Source organism: Herbaspirillum sp. Her2 (genome assembly GCF_057961375.1).
Window position 1 is genome coordinate 3,922,814 of sequence record NZ_CM176331.1, and the last position, 25,016, is coordinate 3,947,829.

The 25,016-nt window shown below is 59.3% G+C and carries 21 protein-coding genes and 1 pseudogene; all 22 read right to left on the reverse strand.

The window, feature by feature from the left end; translation table 11 throughout:
* Nucleotides 1–17 precede the first annotated feature (17 nt).
* A complete protein-coding gene (locus ACWHXP_RS17840; RefSeq protein ID WP_343724200.1) occupies nucleotides 18–1,535 on the reverse strand; it encodes a GMC oxidoreductase in 1,518 nt (505 codons plus the stop codon).
* On the reverse strand, nucleotides 1,535–2,656 hold the full coding sequence (locus tag ACWHXP_RS17845) for a glycosyltransferase family 9 protein (RefSeq protein ID WP_343724201.1): 1,122 nt from the start codon (nucleotides 2,654–2,656) through the stop codon (nucleotides 1,535–1,537). The genes ACWHXP_RS17840 and ACWHXP_RS17845 overlap by 1 nt, the downstream gene beginning before the upstream one ends.
* Before the next feature lie 81 nt (nucleotides 2,657–2,737).
* Nucleotides 2,738–3,742, reverse strand: coding sequence for an NAD-dependent epimerase/dehydratase family protein (locus ACWHXP_RS17850; RefSeq protein WP_489635392.1), 1,005 nt, complete (start codon nucleotides 3,740–3,742; stop codon nucleotides 2,738–2,740).
* A 6-nt stretch (nucleotides 3,743–3,748) separates the two neighbouring features.
* Nucleotides 3,749–5,659, reverse strand: coding sequence for a hypothetical protein (locus tag ACWHXP_RS17855; protein ID WP_489635391.1), 1,911 nt, complete (start codon nucleotides 5,657–5,659; stop codon nucleotides 3,749–3,751).
* 5 nt (nucleotides 5,660–5,664) lie between these two features.
* A complete protein-coding gene (locus ACWHXP_RS17860; RefSeq protein WP_343724204.1) occupies nucleotides 5,665–6,087 on the reverse strand; it encodes a GtrA family protein in 423 nt (140 codons plus the stop codon).
* 41 nt (nucleotides 6,088–6,128) lie between these two features.
* Entirely contained in the window at nucleotides 6,129–7,673 is a 1,545-nt protein-coding gene (locus ACWHXP_RS17865) for a hypothetical protein (RefSeq protein WP_489635390.1), read from the reverse strand.
* Nucleotides 7,670–8,998, reverse strand: a complete 1,329-nt coding sequence (locus ACWHXP_RS17870) for an NAD(P)/FAD-dependent oxidoreductase (RefSeq protein WP_489635389.1) — start codon at nucleotides 8,996–8,998, stop codon at nucleotides 7,670–7,672. The genes ACWHXP_RS17865 and ACWHXP_RS17870 overlap by 4 nt, the downstream gene beginning before the upstream one ends.
* On the reverse strand, nucleotides 8,991–9,986 hold the full coding sequence (locus tag ACWHXP_RS17875) for a lysylphosphatidylglycerol synthase transmembrane domain-containing protein (protein WP_034337895.1): 996 nt from the start codon (nucleotides 9,984–9,986) through the stop codon (nucleotides 8,991–8,993). The genes ACWHXP_RS17870 and ACWHXP_RS17875 overlap by 8 nt, the downstream gene beginning before the upstream one ends.
* A gap of 16 nt (nucleotides 9,987–10,002) precedes the next feature.
* A complete protein-coding gene (locus tag ACWHXP_RS17880) occupies nucleotides 10,003–10,974 on the reverse strand; it encodes a glycosyltransferase family 2 protein (protein ID WP_489635388.1) in 972 nt (323 codons plus the stop codon).
* Nucleotides 10,975–11,210: 236 nt separating this feature from the next.
* Entirely contained in the window at nucleotides 11,211–11,924 is a 714-nt protein-coding gene (locus ACWHXP_RS17885; RefSeq protein WP_489635387.1) for a glycosyltransferase, read from the reverse strand.
* A 106-nt stretch (nucleotides 11,925–12,030) separates the two neighbouring features.
* A complete protein-coding gene (locus ACWHXP_RS17890; protein WP_489637748.1) occupies nucleotides 12,031–12,987 on the reverse strand; it encodes a glycosyltransferase family 2 protein in 957 nt (318 codons plus the stop codon).
* 50 nt (nucleotides 12,988–13,037) lie between these two features.
* Nucleotides 13,038–13,952 (reverse strand): NAD-dependent epimerase/dehydratase family protein, encoded by a 915-nt coding sequence (locus ACWHXP_RS17895; RefSeq protein ID WP_489635386.1) that lies wholly within the window; start codon nucleotides 13,950–13,952, stop codon nucleotides 13,038–13,040.
* Nucleotides 13,895–14,929, reverse strand: coding sequence for a GDP-mannose 4,6-dehydratase (gene gmd / locus ACWHXP_RS17900; RefSeq protein WP_489635385.1), 1,035 nt, complete (start codon nucleotides 14,927–14,929; stop codon nucleotides 13,895–13,897). The genes ACWHXP_RS17895 and gmd overlap by 58 nt, the downstream gene beginning before the upstream one ends.
* A 37-nt stretch (nucleotides 14,930–14,966) precedes the next feature.
* Nucleotides 14,967–17,453: a hypothetical protein gene (locus tag ACWHXP_RS17905; protein WP_489635384.1), complete on the reverse strand. Its 2,487-nt coding sequence runs from the start codon at nucleotides 17,451–17,453 to the stop codon at nucleotides 14,967–14,969.
* Nucleotides 17,454–17,458: 5 nt separating this feature from the next.
* The gene (locus ACWHXP_RS17910) at nucleotides 17,459–19,048 is read right to left on the reverse strand and encodes an FAD-dependent oxidoreductase (protein WP_209580063.1); all 1,590 of its coding nucleotides are present in this window, start codon (nucleotides 19,046–19,048) and stop codon (nucleotides 17,459–17,461) included.
* A complete protein-coding gene (locus ACWHXP_RS17915) occupies nucleotides 19,045–20,319 on the reverse strand; it encodes an NAD-dependent epimerase/dehydratase family protein (protein WP_489635383.1) in 1,275 nt (424 codons plus the stop codon). The genes ACWHXP_RS17910 and ACWHXP_RS17915 overlap by 4 nt, the downstream gene beginning before the upstream one ends.
* On the reverse strand, nucleotides 20,316–21,107 hold the full coding sequence (locus tag ACWHXP_RS17920; protein ID WP_489635382.1) for a PIG-L deacetylase family protein: 792 nt from the start codon (nucleotides 21,105–21,107) through the stop codon (nucleotides 20,316–20,318). The genes ACWHXP_RS17915 and ACWHXP_RS17920 overlap by 4 nt, the downstream gene beginning before the upstream one ends.
* Nucleotides 21,097–21,957 carry a GNAT family N-acetyltransferase gene (locus ACWHXP_RS17925; protein WP_489635381.1) on the reverse strand — a complete coding sequence of 287 codons (861 nt, stop codon included), beginning with the start codon at nucleotides 21,955–21,957 and terminating at the stop codon, nucleotides 21,097–21,099. The genes ACWHXP_RS17920 and ACWHXP_RS17925 overlap by 11 nt, the downstream gene beginning before the upstream one ends.
* Before the next feature lie 12 nt (nucleotides 21,958–21,969).
* Entirely contained in the window at nucleotides 21,970–22,395 is a 426-nt protein-coding gene (locus tag ACWHXP_RS17930) for a GtrA family protein (protein WP_034337947.1), read from the reverse strand.
* 8 nt (nucleotides 22,396–22,403) lie between these two features.
* A pseudogene (locus ACWHXP_RS17935) lies at nucleotides 22,404–22,562 on the reverse strand (DapH/DapD/GlmU-related protein); the annotation flags it as partial.
* A 397-nt stretch (nucleotides 22,563–22,959) separates the two neighbouring features.
* Nucleotides 22,960–24,030, reverse strand: a complete 1,071-nt coding sequence (locus ACWHXP_RS17940; protein WP_121042753.1) for a glycosyltransferase family 2 protein — start codon at nucleotides 24,028–24,030, stop codon at nucleotides 22,960–22,962.
* On the reverse strand, nucleotides 24,027–25,010 hold the full coding sequence (locus ACWHXP_RS17945; RefSeq protein ID WP_489635380.1) for an acyltransferase family protein: 984 nt from the start codon (nucleotides 25,008–25,010) through the stop codon (nucleotides 24,027–24,029). The genes ACWHXP_RS17940 and ACWHXP_RS17945 overlap by 4 nt, the downstream gene beginning before the upstream one ends.
* Between the last annotated feature and the right edge of the window lie 6 nt (nucleotides 25,011–25,016).

Here is a 25,016-nt window from a genome sequence, read left to right on the forward strand (position 1 = left end):
GGGGCCGGTGCCCTGTCTCAATGGCTCCGAAGATTGGCAGAGATCCAGGTCGCAATGCGCGCTGCGTTCGCCATGACCAGACCGGTGGTAGGGGTCGCTGGAATGGATGGCAATACGGTGGAGTCAACGATAAATACCTTTTGGCAGCCAAAGGGCCGTCCGAGACTATCCGATTCGTAACGGGCAGGGTTGGCCTTCATCGGGATAGTACCGCCGAAGTGCTGGCTATGCCCCAGCTTTGAACGCATCTTGAGTCCGAAGGGAGCGGTAAAGCCCGTGCGTTTTGCGTGCTTCCTGAGCTTTCGGGCAAATGTGTCGAATTCGGTCGTACTGCGAACATTATCAGTGCCGCTGACCACCATCTTGTTCCCTTCCTCGAAACGGATTCCTATCCTTCCGGAAACTGTAGAGGAAAAATAGGCCACGCCTACAAAGCAGCGATTGAGGAAGGGGGAGATCAGCTTTCCGAACATCTTGCCCACCCGTCCCAACAGATGTTCCAGAATCGTCTGGGCGATCAGTTTTCCCGGATAAAGCTGCCCTTGAATGATGTTCTTGTTGCTATCAAAACTTTGTACATAAAGATGTGCAAGGGAGATGGACTCATCAATGGGGCTGTGGCCACCACGGCCCACCCAGACCGGGAAATAGAACTTCTGGCTATCCAGGATCTTGTATTCGTATCCGGTCCATCCGAGCGACGCGTCGGCGATTTTGGTAGAGTCGATGCACCCTGCCGCCAGAATCACGGCATCATAACCCGCACGCTGCCGGTCGCCGCCTTGCAGCGGTGAAAAAATGAGGTCGACGCCATCATCACGTTCCTCAAACTGATGAACGATGTTACCTTCCAGATAGCGGAACTGTGGCCGCTTCTTCAGCAACGCTACCTTGTCCCAGGCATTGAATATCGCGCCCCGCGTGCACCCGGTCATGCACTCGCCACACAATACGCACGCGGTCGGTGAACCAGGAGTACTGTCGATGGCAAGCTTGGCCTTGCCCACCATCAATTCATCCGCAAGCAAGGCCGTTGAGTTCTCCGCGACCTTGCGCAGGATATGGGCACTTTGACGATTTTCGTAAGGTAGTTCCGTGCCGTGCAAGGTGATTGGATAAATGCTGTCGAGCATATCCGCTCGCGCGGACAATCTCATATCCTCAAACACCTGGGAGAGATGATGGGACAGATCCTCGATCTTTACCGGCCAATCGGCGATGTCATGCGCGGTCGTGGCACCTACCGTTGCACCCCACACAGAACTAAGCCCCCCCTTTGCGTGGCTGGTATCGAAGCTGACATTATCAGAAACCTGCAGAGCAAGACCATCCTGACGGCGGTACATGTAAGAGGAGCCAAACAGGGTCTTGTGAGGAATGAGTCCTTCCTTTTTATGGACAGGTTCGGCCGACGCAGCCGATGCTGCATCGACACCCACATCGAACATGTCGACAGAAATTCCGGCATCCATCAATACTTTGGCAGCAGAACTACCAGAAGGCCCAGACCCCACCACTGCCACTCGCAGACTCATCATATTTCCCACCCATCATTCGAAATCTCAGCCAGTCGCGGCTGAACAAACTGCTTCATGCAAACATTGTTGCCTGCACATGGCGGCAGGTCGATCAGGTGCACACAGGGCGCACAGGAAATCTTCTGATAAAAAACGGTCTCGTAAGCCGGATTGATCTCTTTGAGACGTGACTGCGGGTCACTTGGTCCCCAGTAGGTAATCGTCGGTATCTGCAAGAGCCTGGCGATGTGATTCAAGCCGGAATCGATGGAAAGCAGGAACGTGAACCGCTCAAAAAGATGCACCACGTCGCGCAATGAGGTCTTTCCGGCCATGTTCTTCACCGACAACAACGGCAGTTGCGATTCGATCACCCCGGCCAGCGCGGTAGCGGGCTCCAGATCAGCCTTCCCCCCCAGGATCATGACTTCGGCACCGCTCTCGGGACTATGGCGATCAAGGATCTGCGCGAACTCCTCATTGGAAAACTGCCGTTCTTTGTACAAGGCAGAACAAAATGCTGCCACACCAATCAGTGTCGACTTATCAGATGCAGATGCGCTGGCCGCGCGCTGAAACCCGAGATGACTCTGGAAATGTCTGCATGCGGCAGACCACTCAACCGGAGTGGCACCGGTCTTTCTTGCAATCTGCTCATATCCGACGTAAATGGGAGTTGCAGAGTTATAAAAGACCGGATGATTGATGTACCGTTCCTGCCAACGATTCCAGTCTTGGTACAAACCAAAACGCTCGGTAGAGCAGGTGAGAGAAGCAAAGATGGCACTCAGTTTGGAATGCAACTCGTAGTTGACGAAAAAGTCGCTGGCGAAACAGGCCTTGATTGCACGCAGCGAGGATTGAGCAATAGCCGATATCGAACCGGTGTTGATCGGCACGATCTCGTCAAACAAATCTGTCAGCTCTGCGTAAACAGCAACTTCCTTGGCGCACACTAGAATGAGTCGCGCCTGCGGAAATTGCTTGCGGATGCTCAGGATTGCCGGGTAGGCAATCAGCAAGCTTCCTCCGCCCAGTATCTTCAAGAAGGAAATCTTCTTGGGCTGGTCAGGAAAGACTCTGCGGGAGCAGAATTTATCGATACAAAAAACGACTGGGCGCAGCAGCACGAGCATCATGCGCCCTATCGTATTGTCGATACGTTTTAACGTATTAGGCTTCATCACAAGAACGGAATGAGGTACAGGTGCCAAACAAGATCATGCCTTGCTTTCATCAACCGACAGCTCCGGCGACGGCTGTTGCGTAAGTTGCGCAAAGGTTTTACCACGATATCCCAGTTCAGTTCGTGCAAGCGAATCATCAATGGTGACAGGACTGCCCGTCAGATAAACCTGCGATCTCATGATCGGCGGGAGCGATTGGATTGCGAGCACGCGCCAAAGGGTCTCTACCACAGTTGCCAAACAGAGTACCAACCAGCGAGGCAGCGAACGAGCGCTGATCTTGCCCTCGGCCCCACGCAACTGATATTCCACAAAATGACGGAAGAGCACTGGCTCCCCATCTGTCACGAAATAAGCACGCCCGGCACGGCCATGGGCCGCGGCCAGATAGAGGCCTTCGCAAAGATTATCGATATGCGTAGTGGATGTCAGATAGTTGCCGTGATTGATCCACAAGAAACGACCCGACGAAACAGCCTGCTGCAGCTTGGGCAAGATGGTCGTGTCATCTCTTCCCCAGATCATGCGCGGCCTGACACTGACACATTCCACCTCGTGCGGATCCGTTGCCAGGACCAGCTTCTCGGTCGCCTGTTTCGAGCGCGCATATTGGCCGACAGGATCGGCTGGATAGGGAGTGCCCTCGGTGAGACCCTGCATTGATCCCGTTCCCAACAAGACGGCCTCCGTACTTACCAGAACGAATCTCTGAACACAGCCACTGCCCGCCTTGAGCAGTCGCCCGGTAGCACCGACATTGAAATTTTGCTCTTCGGTTTCGCGTCCCCAATTTCGCAGATCGGCCGCGGCATGAAAAATCACGTCAACGTCAACTAGCTGCTGTGTCAACCTGGAAGTATCACCATAGTCCAGCACACGATGTTGCGCACCAGCTTGCATGAAGGCAGTTGCATCACCAGCATTGCGACTGCATGCAATGACCTTGTGCCCCTTGGCCAGCAGGAATCTCACCAGGTTGCGTCCGACATAACCGGTAGCGCCGGTAACCAGAATTCTCTTACCGTTCAGATCGTACATGGTCAGTTACTTTGGCTGCGTTATTGGAGAGCCTTCAGGAGAAGGCAGAGAGGCCTCTCTCTGAATGACAAAAATGCGGACATCGTCCTGGCTATGCACCTGCCTGAGCCACCCGCTGCGCTCCAGTTCATCAACGAAATGATTCATGCGTGCGCGGAATGCCTTGGACTTGCTGGGATCGACATAGCCGCTGTCATCCTGATTTCTCCACACGAGATAGCTGGCATTCCGGTGCCGCAATGCCTGTTGCAACTGTGTCGCCTGATCAAACAACTGAATATTTTCTTCAGGATTCCAGTCATGGAGGAAATAAAAAGTACGGTCCAGATAATAGAAAGGTTGCACGCCCCAGTTGAACGCAATAACCGCATTGGACGGCGTATTCTGGTTCAGCCAGGCCGCTACCCAATACAGATGCACGAACTTGTCCGGGTAGCCTTGTCGCGGAATGTCGCCCTTCATGACAAAACCGACTGCGGGATTGTGCTGAAAATAAGCGGTCCAGGATTGATAGGCTTGCAGACTCAGAAGTACGGCAGTCGCTACTCGGACCAGTCTTCCAGGTACCGTCTGCAAAAGGACGGCTCCGATAAAGAGCAGGAAGAACGTAAAGGCAAAGTAGGTATAGCGGAATTCCCAATAGATACCGAAAGCCTGCAACAACAGTGTCAGTACAATGCCGCCAAATATCCAGTTCAGATGGGGCAGCGAGCGGCTTTTTTTGCGCACGGCAAACACGGACAGAGCGACAATCAGCAGCAGCGAGTTGATCGTTCCGAATCCGGCGATGAAAAGAGCCTTGAAGTTCTCAAGTGAATGCGTAGTAGACCAGGATGTGCCCTTTTGCCACATGGTCCCTTCCATAACCATATCCATGATGTCCTTGGTCACCGGATATTTTAGACATTGGCCAAAGACGCCGACAAGGTTGGGGAAAAAGGGATTGCACACATTGTGCCAGTTCACGATCAACCAGACCGCGTTGATGGCAATACCAATCAAAACGAGCCGGCAAATCTCCTTCACATGGACAAGCACCCCCCGCTGGATGGGCGTTGCCATGAGGTATGCGCACAGGTAGAAAGGTGCCGCAAAGATGGTGGTGTACTTGATACCCGCTGCGAAAGCGATGAATACATAAGACAGGACACGATAAGTCTCATGTGGCTGTTGACTGTACCGGACCAGCATGAGAAATGCCGCCAGGATATAGGCCAGCTGATATGGCTCAATCTTCGCGGTCCCGATATTACCCAAGGTCAGGGGCAGGTAGGCCAAGGCGATGACGCACAACCATGCGTTCAAGCGCGACTCGAACAGTGCGCCCGCAAGGCGGAAAGCCAGCATCAAGGACGCGAATAGAAATACCAGGACCACAAGGTGCGATCCAGTGGGGCTTGGAACCAGGAGATAAGGAATACCGATCGGCGTCTCACCGAACAAGGGAAAGGCGCTGAAAATTCCGTACTGAGTCAGATAGCTGACATTACCCGCAGCAATGTGCAGCTTAGGAAACGTCAAGGCGTAGGAAATCTCATCCCAATTCAGCGGAGGAAGTGTCGCTACCGTAAGGGCCAACAGCAGCATCGGCAGCAGAGCAATGCACAGGATAGCCGGCCACGTCAGCCGTTTCACGCAAGCCAACGCTTGATTCAAGTACTGCGTCCTTTTCTGCCACAGGAGAAAAACACCTGGCAAGACGAGAACTGCGCTGCTCATCAGGAAGTAAGAGCGCTGCAGTATCCCGAACAAACCCAGCAGACAATATAGCTGCGAGAGCATAATGAATCCAAGCATGCTTTCCAGCAGAGGATCTGCAGCTACCATTCGTCCTGCATCCACACGGAAGAAACGCAAGAGACCGATTCCGGTCAACCAGGAAAGCATGACAATGGTCATGAAGACGACGACAGCCATGGAGTTCAGTCCTTGTTCACGTAGACGAAGTGCTTGTACATGTTGAAGTTGTACAGGGAAAGCAAAATGATCTGAAGGAGCTTTGCCAGGTAGGCCTGATCTATAACCTTCAGCAACAAAAACAGCAGTCCGTAATTAAGTGCGGCACCAAGCGTCACTACAAGAACGTAGCGCAGCGCCTGCACCCAACTGTAGAAGCGGTTTTTGAAGGTAAAAGCGTGGTGAAAAAGAAACCCGAAAGACATGGTGATACCGATGGACCAGGTATTCGCCACGAGGGTCGACTGTTTGAAAAAATAGTAAACCAGATTGAAAACAAGATATTCAATCGATACATTCATCAAACCGACGAGCCCGTAGCGGATCATCTGCCGGAAGTTTTCGCTACGGCATGCCGAAGCGATTGAGTTGACATTGAATTTGGACAAGTTGCGTTCTCGATTCAGAGCAAGCGAACTGAAGCGGCAATCTACTGATGGCCGGCAAGGATGGCACACAAGCCAGGAAATGGCTGTTTCATTGCTTTCACATCGAAGCCCAGTCTGGTCTGAAGGACTTTTCCAACAGTCAGACTCTCCGCATGTCCGTCCAAATGCACGGGAAGAAGCAATTCATCACAATTGATCAATATGCCCTGTGCCTTCGACAGCCCCAAAGGAAACGGCGCAACCGAATTCTGCTGATGCAACAACCCCATGCCCATCTCATTGGTAGAGATGAGCGTTCCGGGCGTAAAGCTTTCCGAGACCCGTTTACGTAATTCGTAACCCGTAGGCTGACCTTTCTGATAGGCCAGATATTGTGCGAGGCTGGAAGAGAGCCATTGAGACGGCTTGCCCATCTCGCTCCATGCACCAGCCTCCTGCGCCGCCACACTGGCCACTGACAGCAAGGCAAATGCCGGCATCACCCACTTGATGCGCGACCGCAAATACCCGTAGAGATTCAGGAAACCTGCCGCAGCTGCAAATACCAGTACCGGAAAATAGTAGGAGTGATAGTGCGTCGACCAACCCACCTTCTCCGCCCCGCCGATGGATCCGACGATATTCGGTGCCAATACGACCAACGCCATCAGAAAATATCGTGGGGCAAAAAGAGCCGGGATCAACAGGAACGCGTTATTCAGCAAATTGCGTGCGATACCCCGGGAAAATGCTCCATCTGCCAAGCGGTCCATCAGGTGCGAGAGACTGGCGGGCATATAGCTGGAGTAATACGCATTGGTGAGAATGTATTTCTTCGCCAGGAATGCATATACCAATAACAGCCCCGCGATCCCAATCAATGTGACCACCCGACTGCGCGCCGGCGCTCCCTGCCCGATTCCAAACAATACTGCGTGCATCCCGATCAACAATCCACCGATCAGCGCGGCACGCTCGTTGAGCACGACCAGAAACAGCGATATCAGCAGAAGAGACCAAAGGCGGGCACGAATATGAAGTGCCCACATCAGCACGAATCCCGCGCAGACGAACAGGCGGTCCGGATAGAACTGCCCCTGAATTCCCAGGAACCAGTTCGGATTGACCACGACGATCATCCCGAACATCAGAGCAAGTGCAAGACTTCCGCTCCGCCTGGCCACGAAGGAGCAGGCAACCCACAGCAACCCGCAGTAAGCCGCAGTCTGCCAGACGACCAGTGCCATCGAAGATGACATCAGGTAGAGCAGCAGAGAAATCGGATAAAGAACGAAGTAGGCATGAAACCCGAGCATGCTGCGCTCTTCAGTGGCGGGCTCGATGAGTTGCCCCGACACCGCACGCTCAAACAAGACATCGGGCGGCGTTCCAGCGTAGGAGCGATCGATGAAATTCTGCGTTTGAGAAAACACTTGCGACACGACGCCGCGTCCGGCATGGACGTTCTCTGCGAGCTGTTCGAACAGGGCCGCATCGCCTTGCCGATTCAGCTGCACCGAATCCTTTGCGACACAGTAGAAGACGGCGAACGCAATCAGCGCCAGCGTCAGCAAGATCGCGTAGCCACGTCGGAACGAATTCATCATGCCTTCCCAAGCAAGCGAACGACATGCCGTCCAATCTTGCGCCCTTCACGCACCGCATAATTGGTACCGCGATCTTCCGGATAAATCTGCGCCATGGAGGCAATGTGCAGGCCCGGCAGAGGCCCTTCGGCCGACGGAATCAGGCGGCTGTAGTGCTTCTCCACCACGGGCTGCGACCAGCGCGACTTCCATACCTTGTGGTCGAGGATCCAGCTCTCGTCGAAGCGCGGGAACATGCGTTTGAGGTGCGGCATGGCATAGGCCAGGACTTCATCGGCACTCATGGAATACAGCGCCTCGTCGACCGGCAGATACTTGGACAGATAGACGATGTGACGTCCGCCATACGTGGCGGTGGACTCGAAGTTGGTGTGCTCGATCACCCCCACGAACGGGAAAGTCGGATCGTTGACGTTGAGCCAGTAGGTACTGGAGAGACTGTTGTTCAGTTCCAGCACCAGGCAGACGTTGCCCAGGTATTCGATGCGACGCAGCTGCTGCAGGTAGTCGGGGCTGGCCCATTCCTTCACCATATCGGCGATCAGCGGCAGCGCCGGCGTGGCAATCACATGATCGGCGACGATGACACCCTTGGGCGTCTGCACTTGCCATAGTCCATCGTCGCGACGGAAGCTCTGCACCGGTGCCCGCGTGATGACGTGGCCGCCGGCCTGCGTGATGCGCTCTGCCAGGCGGGTCGCAATCGAGACAAAGCCGCCCTTCAGATAGGCCAGCCGCTCTTCCCCACCCTTGCCGCGGCTGCCGCCGCGCAGCTTCAGCTTGTTCCAGAACCACACGGCCGAGACCTTGCGGGCGGCTGCTTCGCCGAACTTGCCCTTGAGCAGCGGCTCCCACACCACGCGGAAGACCGACTCGCCGCCCAGTTCCTTGAGCCATTGCTCCGCGGTCTTGTCTTCCAGCTCCATCCAGTTCTTGACGCGGCGCGCGCGCAAGGCCAGCAGGCCCAGGCGAATGCGGTCAAAGAAACCCAGCGGCGTGAAGCGCAGCAGATCCATCGGTGTGGAGAGCTTGAAGAACTGGTTGGCATAGTACATGCCGGTGTTGGTCGGGTTGATGGTGACCTTGTCGGACAGGCCGATCTCGTCGATCAGGTGCATCACTTCGAGGTCATTGGTAAACCAGTGATGGTAGAAGCGATCCAGCTTTTCGCCTTCCACATCGAAGGCAGCGGCCAGGCCGCCCAGCTCTTCTTCAGCTTCCAGCACGGCCACGGAGGCGCCGGCTTTGGACAATTCATAGGCTGCGCTGAGCCCGGTAAAACCGCCACCGATGACGGCAACGCTGACGCGGATCTGTTCACTCATGTTCCAGCACTTTCTTGGGGCGCAGCGAGCGCACCAGCAGGTAAAGACCACCGCTCAGGGTCGGCGGCAGCCACAAAAGAAGATGGACCAGCAGCGCATAGGCCGTCGAGGCAGCCATATCGTTGCCGCCAATGGCAAGGGTCTTCGCGGTAAAGAAATCAAAGGTGCCGACGTAGCCGGGCGTGCTGGGGATCAGCGTGGCCAGGGTACCGACCGGCAGCGCCAGCCAGGCACTGGCAGGCTCGCTGACGGCAGGCAGTGAAAGCGCCGCCAGCCAGAACAGCATGCCTTCGCACAGCCAGGCCAGCAGCGACCATCCCACCAGCACCAGCATGGTCGGGCCACGCGACATCGACTCCAGCGTGTCGAATGCCTTGCCGATTTCATCGCCAAGGCGCTTGGCCAGCCCCGGCAACACCTTGGCCAGCAAGGCCAGGAAGAAGCGCGCCAGCGGACGCATGGCGTGCGGAAACAGCAGCACCGCCATGATCGCCAGCGCCATCAGCAGCAAGGCACCGGCACCCAGATCGACATAGCTGTGCAGGCGTGCGCCCACCAGCAGGACCGCTGCACCCAGCATGACGATGACCATCAGCAGGTCCAGCAATCGCTCCACGAACAAAGTGGCCACCACCGTCGCCGCCGAGGTGCCCAGCTGCTGATTGAAGGCGACCATGCGCATCAGATCGCCGGCCCGGAAAGGCAGGACGTTGTTGGCGGCGAAACTGGCGAGGAAGGGGCCTGCACAATCGGACCAGCGCAAGGCCGGTCGCGACACGCGCAGCATGGAGGTCCAGCGCGCGATGCGGCAGGCGTAACCGACCGCGAAGATCAGCAAACCAAGCAGGATCAGGCTCTTGTTGGCGGCCAGCAGCGTCGTGCTGAGCTGATTCCAGTCGGTGTGGCGCAAGGCCAGCCAGCCGAAGACCAGCGCAACGCCTACGCCGACGGCAAGGCGGATCAGCTGTTTGGCGGAAAATCGATTCATCAAGGGGGCATCCCGCTCAGGCCGATGCATCGACGACCGCCACCACCGGGCTGCGCGAGCCCTCGATGCGGGCCTCGGGTGCATATCCGATGTATTCCGACACCACGTACAGGGGCCGACGCTTGATCTCGCTGTAGATGCGGCCGATGTATTCGCCCAGGATGCCGATCGACACCAGTTGCACGCCGCCGATGAACAGGACCGCAATCATGAGCGCGGTCCAGCCCTCGACCCAGACCTGGGTGAAGATGCGCAGGAACAGGGCATAGAGGATGCCGAGAAATGCCAGGCCCGCAGCGCTCATGCCCAGTCCGATGGACATCTGCAGCGGCTTGCTGGAGAAGGACAGGATGCCGTCGGTGGCGAACTTGAGCATCTTCTTGAGGGGATACTTGGTCACGCCGGCCACCCGGCGCGCGCGCGCGTACGGCAGGGCCATCTGCTTGAAGCCGACCCAGCTCACCATGCCGCGCACGAAGCGGTCGCGCTCCGGCATGGCGCACAAGGTGTCGACCACACGGCGGCTCATCAGACGGAAATCGCCGGTATCCAGGGGAATGTCGACTTCCGACATCTTGTTGAGCAAGCGATAGAAAGCACGGGCAGTGGCAATCTTGAAGGCTGACTCGCCTTCGCGTTCGCTCCGCACGGCGTAGACGACGTCATAGCCTTCGCGCCAATGGGCCACCATCTGATGTACCACGGCCGGCGGGTCTTGCAGGTCGGCATCCATGAGCACCACGGCGTCCCCGCGCGCAGCGTCGACGCCGGCCGTCACGGCAATCTGGTGACCGAAGTTGCGTGACAGGCAGACCACGCGCACCCGGGCGTCTTCACGGGCGATGGCCTTGAGTTTTTCCAGCGTACGATCACGGCTGCCATCGTTGACGAAGATGAGTTCGGCATCGAGATCGTCCAGCTCATCCATGAGCTTGAACAACTCCAGCTTGGTGAAGTCGATCACCTCTTCTTCGTTGTAGCATGGCACAACAATTGACAACAACATTTACTCCCCCCTTGTGGGCGATCGCCCTCTCCAGCCATGCATCCCGCTCGCTATCGATGCGCAGATGCCGATCTTTTTGCAGAGTTTTCCTGCAAAACCCAGTATTTTAACCACGCCGGATGAGAATTCCGAAAAATTCACGGCAAAAATGTCCTGCCGCACCACTCTTTGCAACTGCGTGCAATGAAGACCCGCAAGAACCGCATCGGCAGAGCGTTTCAACGACTACGTTGTTGCCGCAGGGAACGATATGCCGGGGAAGTGAAAAAGCGGATGACGCTGCTGATATGCCAGCGCAGGTAGCGCAGTTTGCGGTGACTGTCGCGCTGGGCGTTATGCTCGACCGGTATGGCGCGCGCCACGCGCACTTCATGCCCGGCCAGCCTAGCGCGTGCGCACAGATCCACATCCTCGTAGTACATGCGATAACGCTCGTCAAGTCCGCCCAACTGCTCCATCATGGTTTTGGGCAGCATCATGAACATGCCTGCCACCCAGTCCGGATAGGCCACCTGACCACGCGTGGGAATACTGTCATTGGCAAGGTGGACGCCAAACAGCCGGGCGAGATAGCGTTTGAACGGTTGCAAGGGAGAGGGAAAGTGACGCGCACTGTCTTCTTCCTGTCCTTCTGCATTGACGATCAGCGGTGCGACGATGGCAGCCGGCACCATGCGCGAGACCTCCAGCAGGGCGTCAAAGGGATCGTCATGAAAGCGGATATCCGGATTGAGGATGACGAACCATTGCCCGCTTGCATGCGCCACGGCCGCATTCTGATTGGCGGCAAAACCCTTGGGTTCAGGATTGTTGAGCACGACCACCGGGAACGGGAGGTCCGCCAGCAAGTCGTCGAAGGATTCCGGCAAATTGACCGTCAGGATCACTTCGATATCCGTACGCCCCAATCGCGCCAGATCGGCCAGCAGCAAGGCAATGTGCGCGCGGTGACCGTGACTGACGACTGACAGGGAAATGAGAGCTGGGGACATGGAGCGGTCTCGCGTACGGACGGGCAAGGAGTGAAGGCGCAGACGCTCAGCGCATCAGCACGTCGCGCAACGCACTGAGCGGACCGCGGCCGAAACGACGGTAATCACTGGTAGACACGGCATGCCTGAGGACAGCCAGAATGCGCAACGGCAGATACCGCGACAGGCCGGCACGAAAACGGGCAAAGCGCAGCCAGTCAGCAAGCATCGCGGCCAGGTCCGGGGTCAGGCGGCCCTCGCGTTCGAGGCGTGCCTTGAGCTGTTCAACACGGGTCAGCCGCAGCAACTGGAACTTGCTTTCGGGGAGCGCCATCACGAACCTGAAGCGCTTGACCAATCTGGCCAGGCCTGGTGCTTCCATGCCGATGGCATTGCGTCCATGCTGACGATATTGGACCGTGCTGCTTGGTTCGGAGCGCATCTTGCCTGTGGCAGCTGCGAGAATGGCCAGCCATTCATCGTGCACCCAATCCGGCGAAAACGGCAGGGCCAGGGGCAGCAGATTGCGGCGGAACACAGCCGCCGCTCCGGTGACGATATTGCGCCGGCACAGCACGTCCAGTGCGCGGCCTTGCGCCACCCAGCCGCGCTCTTCCTCACTCAGACCGAGCGACTGGAACAGCGAAGCCTGCATGTCGACGCCTTGCGCATCGACCAGCCGGGCGTCGCTGTGCAGAAGGGTCAGCGCCGGATCCTGCTCGAATTGCTCGCTGAGCAGACTGATCTTGAACGGCAGCCACACGTCATCCTGATCACACAGGAAGATCAGGTCCGTCTGCAGCGACTGCACTGCAGCCTCAAAATTCTTGACCACCCCAAGGCGGGGCTCGTTCCTGACCAGCTTCACGTCGATGCTCTGGCGCGCAGCCCATTGATGCAGGTATTCCCAGCTGCCGTCATCGGAGGCATCGTCATGAATGGCAATCTGATCGGGCAAGCGGTCCTGCTGAAGCAGGCTGTCGAGCTGCTGCGGCAGGTAGGGCATGCCGTTGCAGGTGCACATGGCAATTCCGCACGTCAGCCTTGCCGGACCTGCCAAGGAATTCGCCACCATCAATGCGCCACCGGGCTGGTGTCCAACATCCATTGCAGCGTCGCGCGCAGGCCAGGATGATGCAGGGGGCCTATGGCCTGTTCCAGCAAAGCCGGGCTGCCGCACAGCGTGCGCACCTCGGAGGCACGGACGAAGGCCGGATTGACGCGCACTTCCAGACTGTGTCCCGTGATCTCTTGCAGCAAGGCGATGACGGCGCGCAACGTCACGGGCTGGCCCGAGCAGACGTTGTAGCACTGCCCTGGCGCGCCCTTGTCGAGCAGGGCCAGATAGGCGTCGCATACGGTACGCACATCATTGAATTCGCGCTCGACATCAAGGTTGCCCAGCTCCACCACGCTGGCCCGTCGGGCAAAATGGTCGACCAGCTTGGGAATGACGAAGGACGCGTGCTGCCCTGCCCCGGTGTAATTGAAGGGACGCGCGAACACGATCGGCAAGCGGTCGAGGTAGTTGCGCGCCATGTATTCCATGGCCAGCTTGCTCATGGCGTAATGATTCGCAGGAGCCGGGGGCTGGCTCTCGCCAATCGGCGATACATCGCAATTGCCATAGATGTTGGCGCTGCTGGCCAGCAGCACTGCCGCCGGACGCTTCGGCACGCGCGCCAGAGCATCCAGCAGATTCATCGTGCCCAGCACGTTGACATCGTAAAACGCACCGGCATCCGCGTGGCCAACGAACGCAATGGCCGCCAGGTGGACCACCGCATCCGCCTGCGCTTGCGCAAGCTGATGCTCCAGTCCCGCCTTGTCATCCAGTTGCCCGGTCAGGGCGATCACTTCATGTCCGCGCGCAATGGCACTGGCAGTGAAATGCCTGCCAGTGAATCCATCACTCCCGGTAAGGAATATCTTCAAAACGAAGTCCCCGCCTGATTGCGACGCACATCGGTTTCCACCATCAGCGCGCACAACTGCTCCAGCGTGGTCTGCGGCTGCCAGCCCAGAATTTCGCGGGCGCGGGTCGGGTCACCGATCAGCAGCTCGACTTCGGCCGGACGGTAGAACTTCGGATTGATGCGCATGACGGTCTTGCCGGTGGCCACGTCCACTGCGGTCTCCTGCTCGGCTGCACCGCGGAACTCAAGGTTGATGCCCACACCCTTGAAGGCCATCTGCACGAAGTCGCGTACGGTCTCGGTACGGTTGGTGGCCAGCACGAAGGTATCGGGCTCGTCCACCTGCAGCATGCGCCACATGCCTTCCACGTATTCCTTGGCAAAGCCCCAGTCGCGCTTGGCGTCCAGGTTGCCCAGTTCCAGGCAGTCCAGCTGGCCCAGCTTGATCTTGGCCACCGAGTCAGTGATCTTGCGGGTCACGAATTCGCGGCCGCGCAGCGGGCTTTCATGGTTGAACAAAATGCCGCTGGTACCGAAGATGTTGTAGCTCTCACGATAGTTGATCGTCATCCAGTGCGCGTACAGCTTGGCCACGCCATACGGGCTACGCGGATAGAAAGGCGTGCTTTCGCGCTGGGGAATCTCCTGAACCTTGCCGAACATTTCCGACGTCGACGCCTGGTAGAAGCGGATGCGCGGATTGACCAGGCGAATCGCTTCCAGAATGTTGAGCGCACCCAGACCGGTGATGTGGGCCGTGGTCGTCGGCTGCTCAAAGCTGACGCCGACGAAACTCTGGGCGGCCAGGTTGTAGATTTCGTCAGGCTGTACCTTCTGCACCAGGGACAGCGTGGTGCCCAGGTCGGTCAGGTCGAATTCCACCAGATGCAGGTTCGGATGATCCTGAATGTCCAGCTCGTTGATGCGCCAGAAGTTGACCGAACTGGTGCGTCGATAGGTGCCATAGACTACGTAGTTTTTGTCAAGCAGAAGTTGCGCCAGGTAAGCGCCGTCTTGTCCTGAGATGCCGGTAATGATTGCGGTTTTCATAGCCTGAGGGATAGCCGAGTCTGGATTGATAAAGAATTTATGAGGGGGTCTTGAAGGAGATCTCGCCTACGGTCACGGGACGCTCATCGTGCGAACTGCCGAACACGATGCCCTGAACGGTCCCGGCAGGAATCGCCACAGCGCGGTCAATTATAGTGTTTTCACCGTGACAAGAATGCACTTCGATGTCGGTGCTGCTCATTTCACCGCGGAAATTGATCCAGTTAACCTGGGATCGGAACTGTGTTCCCTCAGGGCAAGATACCTTCACATGCAACAGGCCACGGCGCTGTCCTTTCACGTCGATGGTCTGATAGACCGGATGCGTGACGGTAGCGGTCACGCCGCCTTTGACCACGGCATTCCCGTTGAGATCCCACTTGGGACCAGGTTGATCGAGCACCGGTCCTGCGACGCGCTCGACCCGGAACAGGCCATCGGTCTTGACCAGACCAACGCGCATGCCATTGAGACGGAACAGCTCGGTGGTCACCGACATGATATCGGCCTCATGCGATTCGTTTTGCCCCACCGGGTGCACGATGACCTCGATGTCGAAATCGCGCAGCAATTTCTTGAAATTGGTGTCGCGCTCGGGCGAGGAGAAGAACGGCCACGAGTGCCAAGAAAACGCGATGGTGCCTGCCGGGTAATGACTGTAGACCGGATCGGTGCCAACGATGAGAATCTGCTTGCTGCGGATACTATCCATCTGCTGCAGGATGTCGCCGATGATCACGGCGGGCTTGCTGCGCTCGAGCATTGCACGATGGGCATCACGATCCACCAGCAAACGCGGAGAGAACTGCATCAGCGGCCAGTAGACCACCGGATAGCGCGCCAGGCTGACCAGGCACAGCAGCAGCACCAGCGCGGATGCCGTCAGCGCTGCCTTGGACAGGCGTGCCAGAGCCCAGGCACCGAACACGATGAACCACGGAAGCATCTGGTACACATAGCGCAAATAGGCCTGCGTCTGGAACACCAGCGCGCAATAAAAGGTGGTGGCCAGCAAGCCGCCCAGGACCCACCAGTGACGCGTCAGGATGGCGGTGAGCAAGGCCAACGGGATGAGCACCAGGAAGACGATGCCGATGGCACCATCTGCGGGAAACTCGCCGTATCCCATCGACTTGATGCTCGCATCCCAGAACATGTCCAGGCCCAGCGGCCGCACATAGAACGGATTGGCAAACGCCTGTCCATTGTTGAAGACGCTGCCGATGGTAAAGAACGGCGATTTGAAAATGTTGTTGTAAAACGGGAAGAGCGGATTGCCCGTCTTCAAATATGCCACGACATAGGGCTGGCAGCTGATGAGCAAGAACAAGGCGACTGCCGCCGCCACCACCAGGAAACTCGGTCGCTGGAACTTGCCCTGACGCGCCAGCAGGCACACCGCCAGCAGCAGAATCGGCAGCAGCGGCGCGCCCAGCAGCTTGGAAGCGCACAGATAGCCGGCGATGGCCCCCAGATAGAGCCAGGCACCATGCGGCTTTTCGCTGGTGCCGGTCAACTCGGCCAGACACAACAGGAACAGGAAGCCGATGACTGGCTCCACGAACATCGAGCCCGACACCAGCATGCTCAGCGGCAAGGTCAGCATCAGGGCAGGTGCCGCCAGCGCCAAGACCGGACCAATGCGAGGCGCCAGGATGCGGAACGACAGCCACGCCGTCGCCAGCACGAAGGAGGAGTCCATCAACTTCGCCGCCTGCTGGCCATCCAGGAAGAATGGCGGCAACGTCACCCAATTGGCGCCGAACGGCATCACCGACCAGATGTACTGGGTTACGTCAAAGTCCCAGCGTTTGGCTGCCAGAATGCGGGCCGGCAGGTTCAGGTGCATGGCCAGCGCATCGTGCCCCAGCTCGGGCAGCATGGTCACGAACAGCACCAGCGAAATGCCGACCAGTACCAGGGACAGTAGCAGGGATTCCTGGACACTGCGACGCTGGCGTACCAGCAGCTCGCGCATGCGCGAGGGCCGGCCGACCGCGCGCCACACGCCGAGACGCCAGCTGGCCAGCAGAGCCCAGCCGCTGAAGAGCAGCAGATAGAGCGTCGGCGTATTGATCGGAAAATGCGCCATGAGACCGATGAGACTGCCGGTGAACACGAATCCGAATCCGCTGTTGCGAACGCTCCAGACGGTGGCCGAATCGTCCTTCCACCACGAAAGGGTCCAGGCCCCGATCAGGGTGGCGCAGGTCCAATACCAGATCACGGCGGCAAAGGGTCCCAGTCCGGCCAGTGCCACGAACAGGGACGCACATGCCCCCAGCAGAAGCAGGAACGGCAGTCCCGCAGCCAGGCCCGCAAAGCACAGCACCAGCAGCGTGCCGACGGTGGCGCGAAAGGAAATGCCAGCGGCGGCGGAGGCCCATATGCTCTGTTGCCACCAGCCTTGTGAGACCGTTCCCCAGAGTGCCACCGCCGCCAGGACAACTGCGGTGATGGTCAGCAGCATCGGTTGCGCGACGCCCGGGTATCCCGGCTTGCGATCAGGAAGAGATGAGTTCATGAGATTCATGCGGAGTGAAGACGCTGCAATGCGGCCCGGGCGATACGATCGGCGTTGGCCATGATGGTGAGCGTATGGGATTTTTCTGTCAGGTTGGGCAGGCTTGCGCCGTCGACCACGAACAGTCCGTCGAGCCCGGCGAGTTCGCCGATGGCCGAGGTCTCGCCAGCTTGCGGCCGCTCGCGCATCGGCAAGGTACCCGCGTAATGAATGTCGCCGCCCGGCTGCCCGGCCGTGAAACTCATCGGCAACATGTAGGCCCCCAAGCGCGCGTAGGCGCGGCGCAGGCTTGCCGCGGCCTGCTTCAACAGGGTCGGAACGTCTTCATGGTAAGCGCCCCGGATGTGCAGGCGTCCGTCTGGCGTGAGATGTGCCTGGTTCGCGGAGAGATGCCCGGGAAGGAACATGTTGCCCACCACGCAGGAACTCATCAGCGAACGCAAGACGTCCACCGCCAGCCTGCGACGCAGCGGCAGATGGCGCGCGAACTCGGTCATGGGCAGGCCGACGGTCGAGAAAGTCGAACCGAGTGCGGTCACATCCTCCCGCAGGGTCTGGACAAATGCCAGCTGCCCGTAGCCGAAGGCGTCGGCGCGTGGCTTGCCCAGGAAAGACGGCATCCAGAGAATGAAGGCGGCCGTGGGGCAGGACAGCAGCCGCACCGGTGCCTCGTGCTTGAGGGCAGACAATGCCAGCCGGGTGGTGGCGACAGTGCCCGCAGCCAGGTGCACCTGACGCGCGCTGAAAGTCTTGCGCTGACGGTCCTGCGGATCCTCCCCGTACACCTGCCAGCCCTGCCCTGCATCCTGCCGGAGCGACTCCACCTGCAAGCGTGCATGGCGGAAGTTGGGGAATTGACGCAACGTCGCCAGATCTTCACTGGCGGAATACAGCGAGCGACGCTCACAACCAAACAGGCAGTTCCCGCTGCGATTGCATCCCTTGCGCGCACCACGGTCCTGGCTCAGCACGGCCACGGGAAAACGCCCGAGCCTGAAACCCTGCTGCAGCAGATCAGCACCATGTCGGCGATACTTCTGGTCCAGTGCCGTATGCAGCTTGTCGAGCGCGATCTCGGGCTGTGCTTCGCCCTGCATGCCGAAATAGTCAGTGAGTTCATCCTGTTGCGAACGGCTCACGCCAATGCGTTCCACCACGGTGCGATAGGAATCGTGCATGGCATCGCTCGGGCAGGGAAACGCCGCCAGCTCCTGGGGAGACAGTTGCGCCACACCGCAGCCCCAGGCATTGGACAAGCCGCCGGGAGCCAGCGACCCCAATGCAATGAATCCCTGTGAATCCACTCGATTGACCTGCGCAAAGTCTGCAAAGACGTGCGCATGGGTCGGCACGCGCAACTTGGGAGAGATGGCCTCGCGCATGCCGAGGGCATGGAAGCGCTCGCCGACCATCCACTCCCACTGCCGCGGATCGGTCGCACGTTCTTCCAGAAAGCTGCGTGTCGGACGCCGCACGTCTTCCTGGCGTCCGCCATCGACCATCAGCACTTTCACGCCTGCCTCGACCAGCGGAAACGCCGCCGATACGCCGGCCGGGCCACTTCCCACGATGATGACGTCAAACTCCGGGCTCACGGGAAACTCCTGTTGATGGCGTCACGCAAGAACAGCGGCATGCTCACCGGGCGGGCAATCCGCCAGAACACTTCCGATGCGACGGCACACGCCAGGCCAAGACCATAGCGCAGCATTCCCGCCCGTTGCCGGATGCCGATGAAACGCTCTGCACCCGCCTGCGTTGCCTCTGCCAGCAAGGTGGCCGCGTCCAGTCGCCATGCCAGTTCCTGCCCGCGTTCGCTGGCCAGGAAGGCGCGATCATCGAGCAAGGCCAGCAGCGCCGGATGACGCAGCGTAAAGCCGGGCAGACCCAGAGCGCGCCCTTCCCGGAAGCGCCCGATGGCAGCGATGTATCGTTCGACGAGATCACTGTCGGGACGGCGATTGAGTACGTAGCACAGCATTGCCGCGGCTTCGGCGGCGAGCTGGTCGCCGGGCGCGGCGGGCTGCATGCCGCTCTCCAGCGAACGCAGTTGCAAGCCGAGCAGCGCCAGGCTGCCACGGGTATCCATGACCGGTAGGGCAAACAGGGAATCCAGACGGGACAGCCCGAGCCGATTGCTGCGCTCAGCGCCCAGCAGTCGCACGGCCAATCGGACCAGTGCGGTCGGCACTGGCACGAAAAATCGTGTCTTGCGCACATGGCTGGCTGCAATCGCGCGCAGGAAAGTTGTGAAACTCAGCGCTTGCGACTGCGCGATCAGATGCACTTCGGGTGTCGCATCCGGCAGCTGCGCGATGCGCAACAGCGCCAACGCGAGATCATCGACATGGACCGGTTGTATCAATGGCGCAGGCAGAAATGCGGGCAACATCGGGAGCCGGTCCACCAGATTGACCAGCAACCCGAACAGTCCCATCGCGGCGCCGCCGTACACCTGGCCGGGACGCACCACGCTGCCGCCACGCTGCAGCACGAGCTGCTCGATACGCCACTTGGTGCGTCCATAGGCGGTAGGCGCATCCTCGCGCGCCGTCTGGCTGGAAACGAACACGAAGCGCGCACCCACGGCGGCAGCGGCGTCGAGCAGGCGCAGGGCGGCCACCATCTCGGCGTCGCCATCGGCTTCGGTCGCCACGCGCGGATTGAAGGCGAGATGCACCACGGCCTGCACATCGCCCGGCAGGGTCAGGGCGTCCGTATCAAAAAGATCGTAACGAAGCCATGCGCCGGCATCGGCCGCCGGTGCGGTCCGTGTCAGCAGCAGCGGATGATGCCCTTGATGCAAGGCCAGAGCCGCCAGCTGCCGACCGATGTAGCCTGTGGCTCCGGTGATGGCGATCTTCATGGCCGCAGCTCCTTCACATGGCCAATGCTGGACGCGATGAAAGGGCGGGCCGCACGGAAAAAGTCTTCCTGACTGCAGAATCCGCGACGCTCATACAGGGGGGGCCCGTCATGTGCTGCCTCGTGGATGCGCGCGAGCGAACAGGGTTGCAGCATCTGCGTACCACGGACCACATAATGAAGGAACAAAAATGGAAAAAGTCCCACCCAGGTCTTCGCCTGCGAGGGATACAGGAAACAGTAGCGCATGAAGCGCAGGCGCTCGGTCCACGACATGCGCCGCGCCATGATTTCGCCGTTGGCGGCCAAGGGCGCAAACAGCTTGAACCAAGGTCCGCTCAGCCCGGCCCCGGTGTAGAGCGTGAACTGGCGGGTCTGCGGCAGGCAATGCGAGGACTTTGCCAGCGCCAGGCCAATCAGATGGGCGGCGTCATGATCCTGATGACCGCCTTCCCAGGCAAGCAGGTAAAGCAGCTCCGGCTGGCCAATGCGATGGCACAGCGCAGCCAGCTCGGCCAGTACGGCCGGCATGTGCTCGACCAGTTTGCTGTCCGGCACGCCCAGCTTCTCTCCGATGAAATGCACGCTGCTGGCCGCTACGCCCAAGCGTCCGAGCACATCGAGGCTTTCGGCATTGCGATCGGGACGCGGCCCACCATCGAGCGCACCTGAGGTCAGATAGACGACCGAGACGCGATCGCCGGCCTCCAGCAGTCTCGCGATTTCGGCGAAGACACCGAACTCGTCGTCCTGATGCGCGAACAGGAAAAGGGCGTGCTTAGAAGGCATCGAAGTCCAGGAACGTGATATAACACTTGTCCAGGGACAGCTTGTCGGTATTGTCCACCAGATTCTTGTAGATCAGATTCAGCGGTGACGGCTTGAGACGCTCGGGGATAGGCTGGAAATTCACACCGAAGCGGTACCCCGGAATGTTGCCCACGAACACCTTGGCCGAGAGCAGCCCGGCACCCAGTCCATTGGGCTGGACCTTCTCGTGGGCCGCCGGCGGCAGCACCGCCAGTGCCGTCATGCCTGGCTTTCCTGCCGAGGCAAACACGCGCAGCTGGCCATCGGCACCGCGCTGGAGCGCGACCGGATTGACCGGGCTATTGCTGCGCCATTGCAGGGCGGCATCGCCCCACTCCTGAAACAGGTCCGCCTGGGCCAGCCCTTCTTCGCAGGCTCGCGCGTTGAGCGCACCCAGTCCCACCAGGGCCTGCAGCGGGCCCACCAACTGGAAGCCCATCTGCCGCACCCAGCCTGGCGTCGCCGCCGCATTGGCCACACCGATGACAAACTCGAATCCGCGCAAGGCGCCGAATTCGCACATCTTCAGTCCCAATCGCTTGAACAGGTGCTTGCCCTGGAAATCCGGATGGACCGCAACGTTGACCGCCACCAGCCCGCGCACCTGCCTGCCACGTAGACGATAGCGGCCCGGCAGCGCAATCACCTGTCCGATCACCTTGCCATCGCAGACGGCATCGGCACCCAGTGCCCGGCCCTCCGGGTTATCGATGTAGAGCCAGTTCAGATACTGGCGGCGCAGCTTGTCTGCTTGCGGAAAACAGGCTTGGTACAGCGCGATGTAATCATCCATGCGCGCGGTATCGGATTCGATCAGTTCAATTTCCATGGTGTCTCGGGTTCAGTTCTTCTCGTTGGCATCGACACCGCCAACGGCGGCCGCAGCGCCAGATTTCTTGCGGGTAAAGGTAAAACTTGACGTCACCCAGAAGGTCACGATGAACAGCAGCACGTCAGCAATTGCTTTGGCATAGACCGGATGCGGAATGACCAGCATCAGAAGGTACAGAACCACCGACGAGATCGGGGTATAGAGCAGCGCCAGTCCGAAATACTTGGTCGCATGGGCCATCTGTCCGTCGGCTTCCTTGATCTGGTAGGTGAAGCGGCGATGCATGAAGAAACCGCAGATGGCCGCCAGGATCTTGACTGCCACGTTGGCCCAGATCGGATCAACGCCCATCTTCAGCAGCACATAGTAGCCGCCCATGTCGATCACATAGGCCAGCACTGCCACGATCAGGTATCGCACCAGGGTGCTGCTCATGCTGCCCCCCTCTTGCGCAGCATGCGTGCGGGTGCGCCGACCATGACAGCATATTCTTCAGTATCCCTGGTCACCACGGCATTGGCACCGATCACGGTGCCCCTGGCAATGGTGACTCCGGGCATGATGACGGCACCGGCACCGATCCAGACATCGTCACCGATGACGATCTTCTTCGGAATGCTCTGGCGGGCAAACACCGGAGGCAGTTCACCCTCAATCGGATGCTGTCCCGAGGAGATGGTCACGTTGCTGCCGATCAGTACATAGGAACCGAATTCGATACCACCCACCCCGTTGATGTAACTGCCCGAATTGACGCCGAAGTTGCTGCCCATGGTGATGCGGTCGGCATGCACGATGGTCACGCGCGGCTGAATCCAGGCAAAGCCGGCGCAGCGCTTGAAGAAGACCTTGCTCACCAGGGCGCGCAGGATCACGCCACCGGTGGTGGGCACCAGCGAAAAGATGCCGAAAAAGAGCGACTCGAACTCCAGCCTGAGCATGGTGCCGAGTGAATATCCCTTGGCTTTTTCTTTCAGGAATCGCAGGTATTTCATGAGATCACTGCTCCGTCGCCGGGAGCTTGTCCTTGGCCGGCTTGCGCAGTCGTTTCAGACGCCCAAGGTGGCGCGCACGCTTGGGCACCGTCGAGATGTCGTGGCCAAGGAATGCCAGCAGCAACTGCAAGCCGGTCAGGATGGGCAGCGCGGCCATCATCACCACACCGGCCGGCGTGGCGGTTCCGGAACCGGCTGCGACCAGCCAGTGATAACCGCCATAGATCACGCCGAAGCCGAGCAGCAGCAGGCCGATGGGCAATTCCAGCGAGGCCAGCGTCAGGTCGCGCAGGTAATAGTTGTAGAAGATGCGTTTGCCGAAGTTGCGTGCATGCTTGACAAGGAATTCGCCGACGATCTTTGAAATCTTCAGGCCACTGACCTCATCGCCATACTTGGCCGCCATGGGAATATCGATGACGGCCGCGCGCAGTGTATTGAGACGGAACAGAATGTCGGTCTCAAAGAAGTAGCGCCGGCTGATCTTGTCATAAGGCAGATGGCGCGCCACATCCGCATGGATGGCGGTGAATCCGTTGGTGGGATCGAACAAGTCCCAGTAGCCGGTGGAGAATTTGGCCATGAGCGACAGCACCGTATTGCCAAACAGGCGCATCGGCGGCATCGCGCCGATCTCTTCGAGATCGTAGAAGCGATTGCCCTTGGTGTAGTCGGCAATGCCATCGACGATGGGCTGGACGAAGTAGGGAATCAGCTCCGGATCCATCTGGCCATCGCCATCAACCTTGACGATGACATCGGCCCCGCCCTCGACCGCAGCCTGGTAGCCGGTCATCACCGCACCGCCCACGCCCTGGTTCACTTCATGCCGCAGGATCCGCACGCGCGGGTCAGTGCAGTGCTGGGCGACGAAGTCACCTGAGCCGTCGGGGCACTTGTCGTCCACCACGTAGATCTGGGCGACATCCGGCCCCATTGCCTCGATCACGCCCAGGATGTGGCGCGTGACACGGTAACTGGGAATGACGACGGCAACGACGGCATCGAAGCGGGCACCGTCACCGGCTTCGGTCACGGGTGTCACATCGCGCACGGTGGCTTGAACTTCGGTCATGCTTGTTTCATCCTTTCAATACGTTTCTTCTTCAAGCCCGCCAGGGGACGATCGACCAGACGAATCACCAACCAAGACACCAGCAGGGTGATCACGAAGGCTACGCAGAAGAAGGGGAACGAACGCATCTGCATGCCTGCGGCCACCAGCCAGATGGCGGCGGTGGTATGAAACAGGTAGACCGGATAGGAGAGGTCACCGAGGAACTGATCCAGCCATCCCGGCTTGCTGGGTGCCAGCGACAGAACCACCCACGCCGACAGCAGCAGGGATACATACAGGCCATAAGTCCACGGCCAATAAGGGAAACGCAGCCAGACCAGGCAATGCAGCCCCCAGGCCAGCAGGCTCAGCCAGGGCGCGCGCAGGCGCGACAAGGGTTCACGATACTGCGACAACAAGGTGCCTGCGGCAAAGGCCATGAAACAGGTCAGGAAGCCCGAGTAGCGATCCCCGAAGGTCTCCAGGCCAAATCCGTATTTCACGTTCAGCGCAGCACTCAGAATGAATGCCAGCCAGGCTGCGGAACGGTTCATGGCCATCAGGGGCATCAAGACATAGGCCCCGATCTCCACCGCCAGCGCGCCAGCCACCGGCACGAACAGGCCCGGCGTCGGAATGGGCAGCAGGAAGGCGTTGGACAGCCACTCCAGCGCGCCATGCGGGCGCACGAACTGCGGGTTCAGCGCCGAGGGCAGCACGCCGATGCGCGGCAGAATGTAGAGCGTGGCCGCACCGGCCACCACCGCAACCGCATAGGCCGGATAGATGCGCAGGAAGCGGTTGAACGCATAGTCGCGCAGGCCGCCTTCTTCATGGCCGTACTTGAAGCACAGCACATGCGTCATCAGATAGCCGCTCAGGATGAAGAAACCCCATACCGCATAGGCGGCAGGACCGTGAATCATCCCTTCCCACAAGTGGGAGATGGCCACCAGCACGGCCAGCAAAAACCTCCAGGTACCCAGTCCGAATTTCACGTATTC

Bases quoted from the DNA above. Each gene is read 5' to 3' on its own strand.
- ACWHXP_RS17840 (WP_343724200.1), bottom strand. From the start codon at position 1,535: ATGAGTCTGCGAGTGGCAGTGGTGGGGTCTGGGCCTTCTGGTAGTTCT.
- ACWHXP_RS17845 (WP_343724201.1), bottom strand. From the start codon at position 2,656: ATGATGCTCGTGCTGCTGCGCCCAGTCGTTTTTTGTATCGATAAATTC.
- ACWHXP_RS17850 (WP_489635392.1), bottom strand. From the start codon at position 3,742: ATGTACGATCTGAACGGTAAGAGAATTCTGGTTACCGGCGCTACCGGT.
- ACWHXP_RS17855 (WP_489635391.1), bottom strand. From the start codon at position 5,659: ATGGCTGTCGTCGTCTTCATGACCATTGTCATGCTTTCCTGGTTGACC.
- ACWHXP_RS17865 (WP_489635390.1), bottom strand. From the start codon at position 7,673: ATGATGAATTCGTTCCGACGTGGCTACGCGATCTTGCTGACGCTGGCG.
- ACWHXP_RS17870 (WP_489635389.1), bottom strand. From the start codon at position 8,998: ATGAGTGAACAGATCCGCGTCAGCGTTGCCGTCATCGGTGGCGGTTTT.
- ACWHXP_RS17875 (WP_034337895.1), bottom strand. From the start codon at position 9,986: ATGAATCGATTTTCCGCCAAACAGCTGATCCGCCTTGCCGTCGGCGTA.
- ACWHXP_RS17890 (WP_489637748.1), bottom strand. From the start codon at position 12,987: ATGTGCACCTGCAACGGCATGCCCTACCTGCCGCAGCAGCTCGACAGC.
- gmd (WP_489635385.1), bottom strand. From the start codon at position 14,929: ATGAAAACCGCAATCATTACCGGCATCTCAGGACAAGACGGCGCTTAC.
- ACWHXP_RS17905 (WP_489635384.1), bottom strand. From the start codon at position 17,453: ATGAACTCATCTCTTCCTGATCGCAAGCCGGGATACCCGGGCGTCGCG.
- ACWHXP_RS17915 (WP_489635383.1), bottom strand. From the start codon at position 20,319: ATGAAGATCGCCATCACCGGAGCCACAGGCTACATCGGTCGGCAGCTG.
- ACWHXP_RS17920 (WP_489635382.1), bottom strand. From the start codon at position 21,107: ATGCCTTCTAAGCACGCCCTTTTCCTGTTCGCGCATCAGGACGACGAG.
- ACWHXP_RS17925 (WP_489635381.1), bottom strand. From the start codon at position 21,957: ATGGAAATTGAACTGATCGAATCCGATACCGCGCGCATGGATGATTAC.
- ACWHXP_RS17930 (WP_034337947.1), bottom strand. From the start codon at position 22,395: ATGAGCAGCACCCTGGTGCGATACCTGATCGTGGCAGTGCTGGCCTAT.
- ACWHXP_RS17940 (WP_121042753.1), bottom strand. From the start codon at position 24,030: ATGACCGAAGTTCAAGCCACCGTGCGCGATGTGACACCCGTGACCGAA.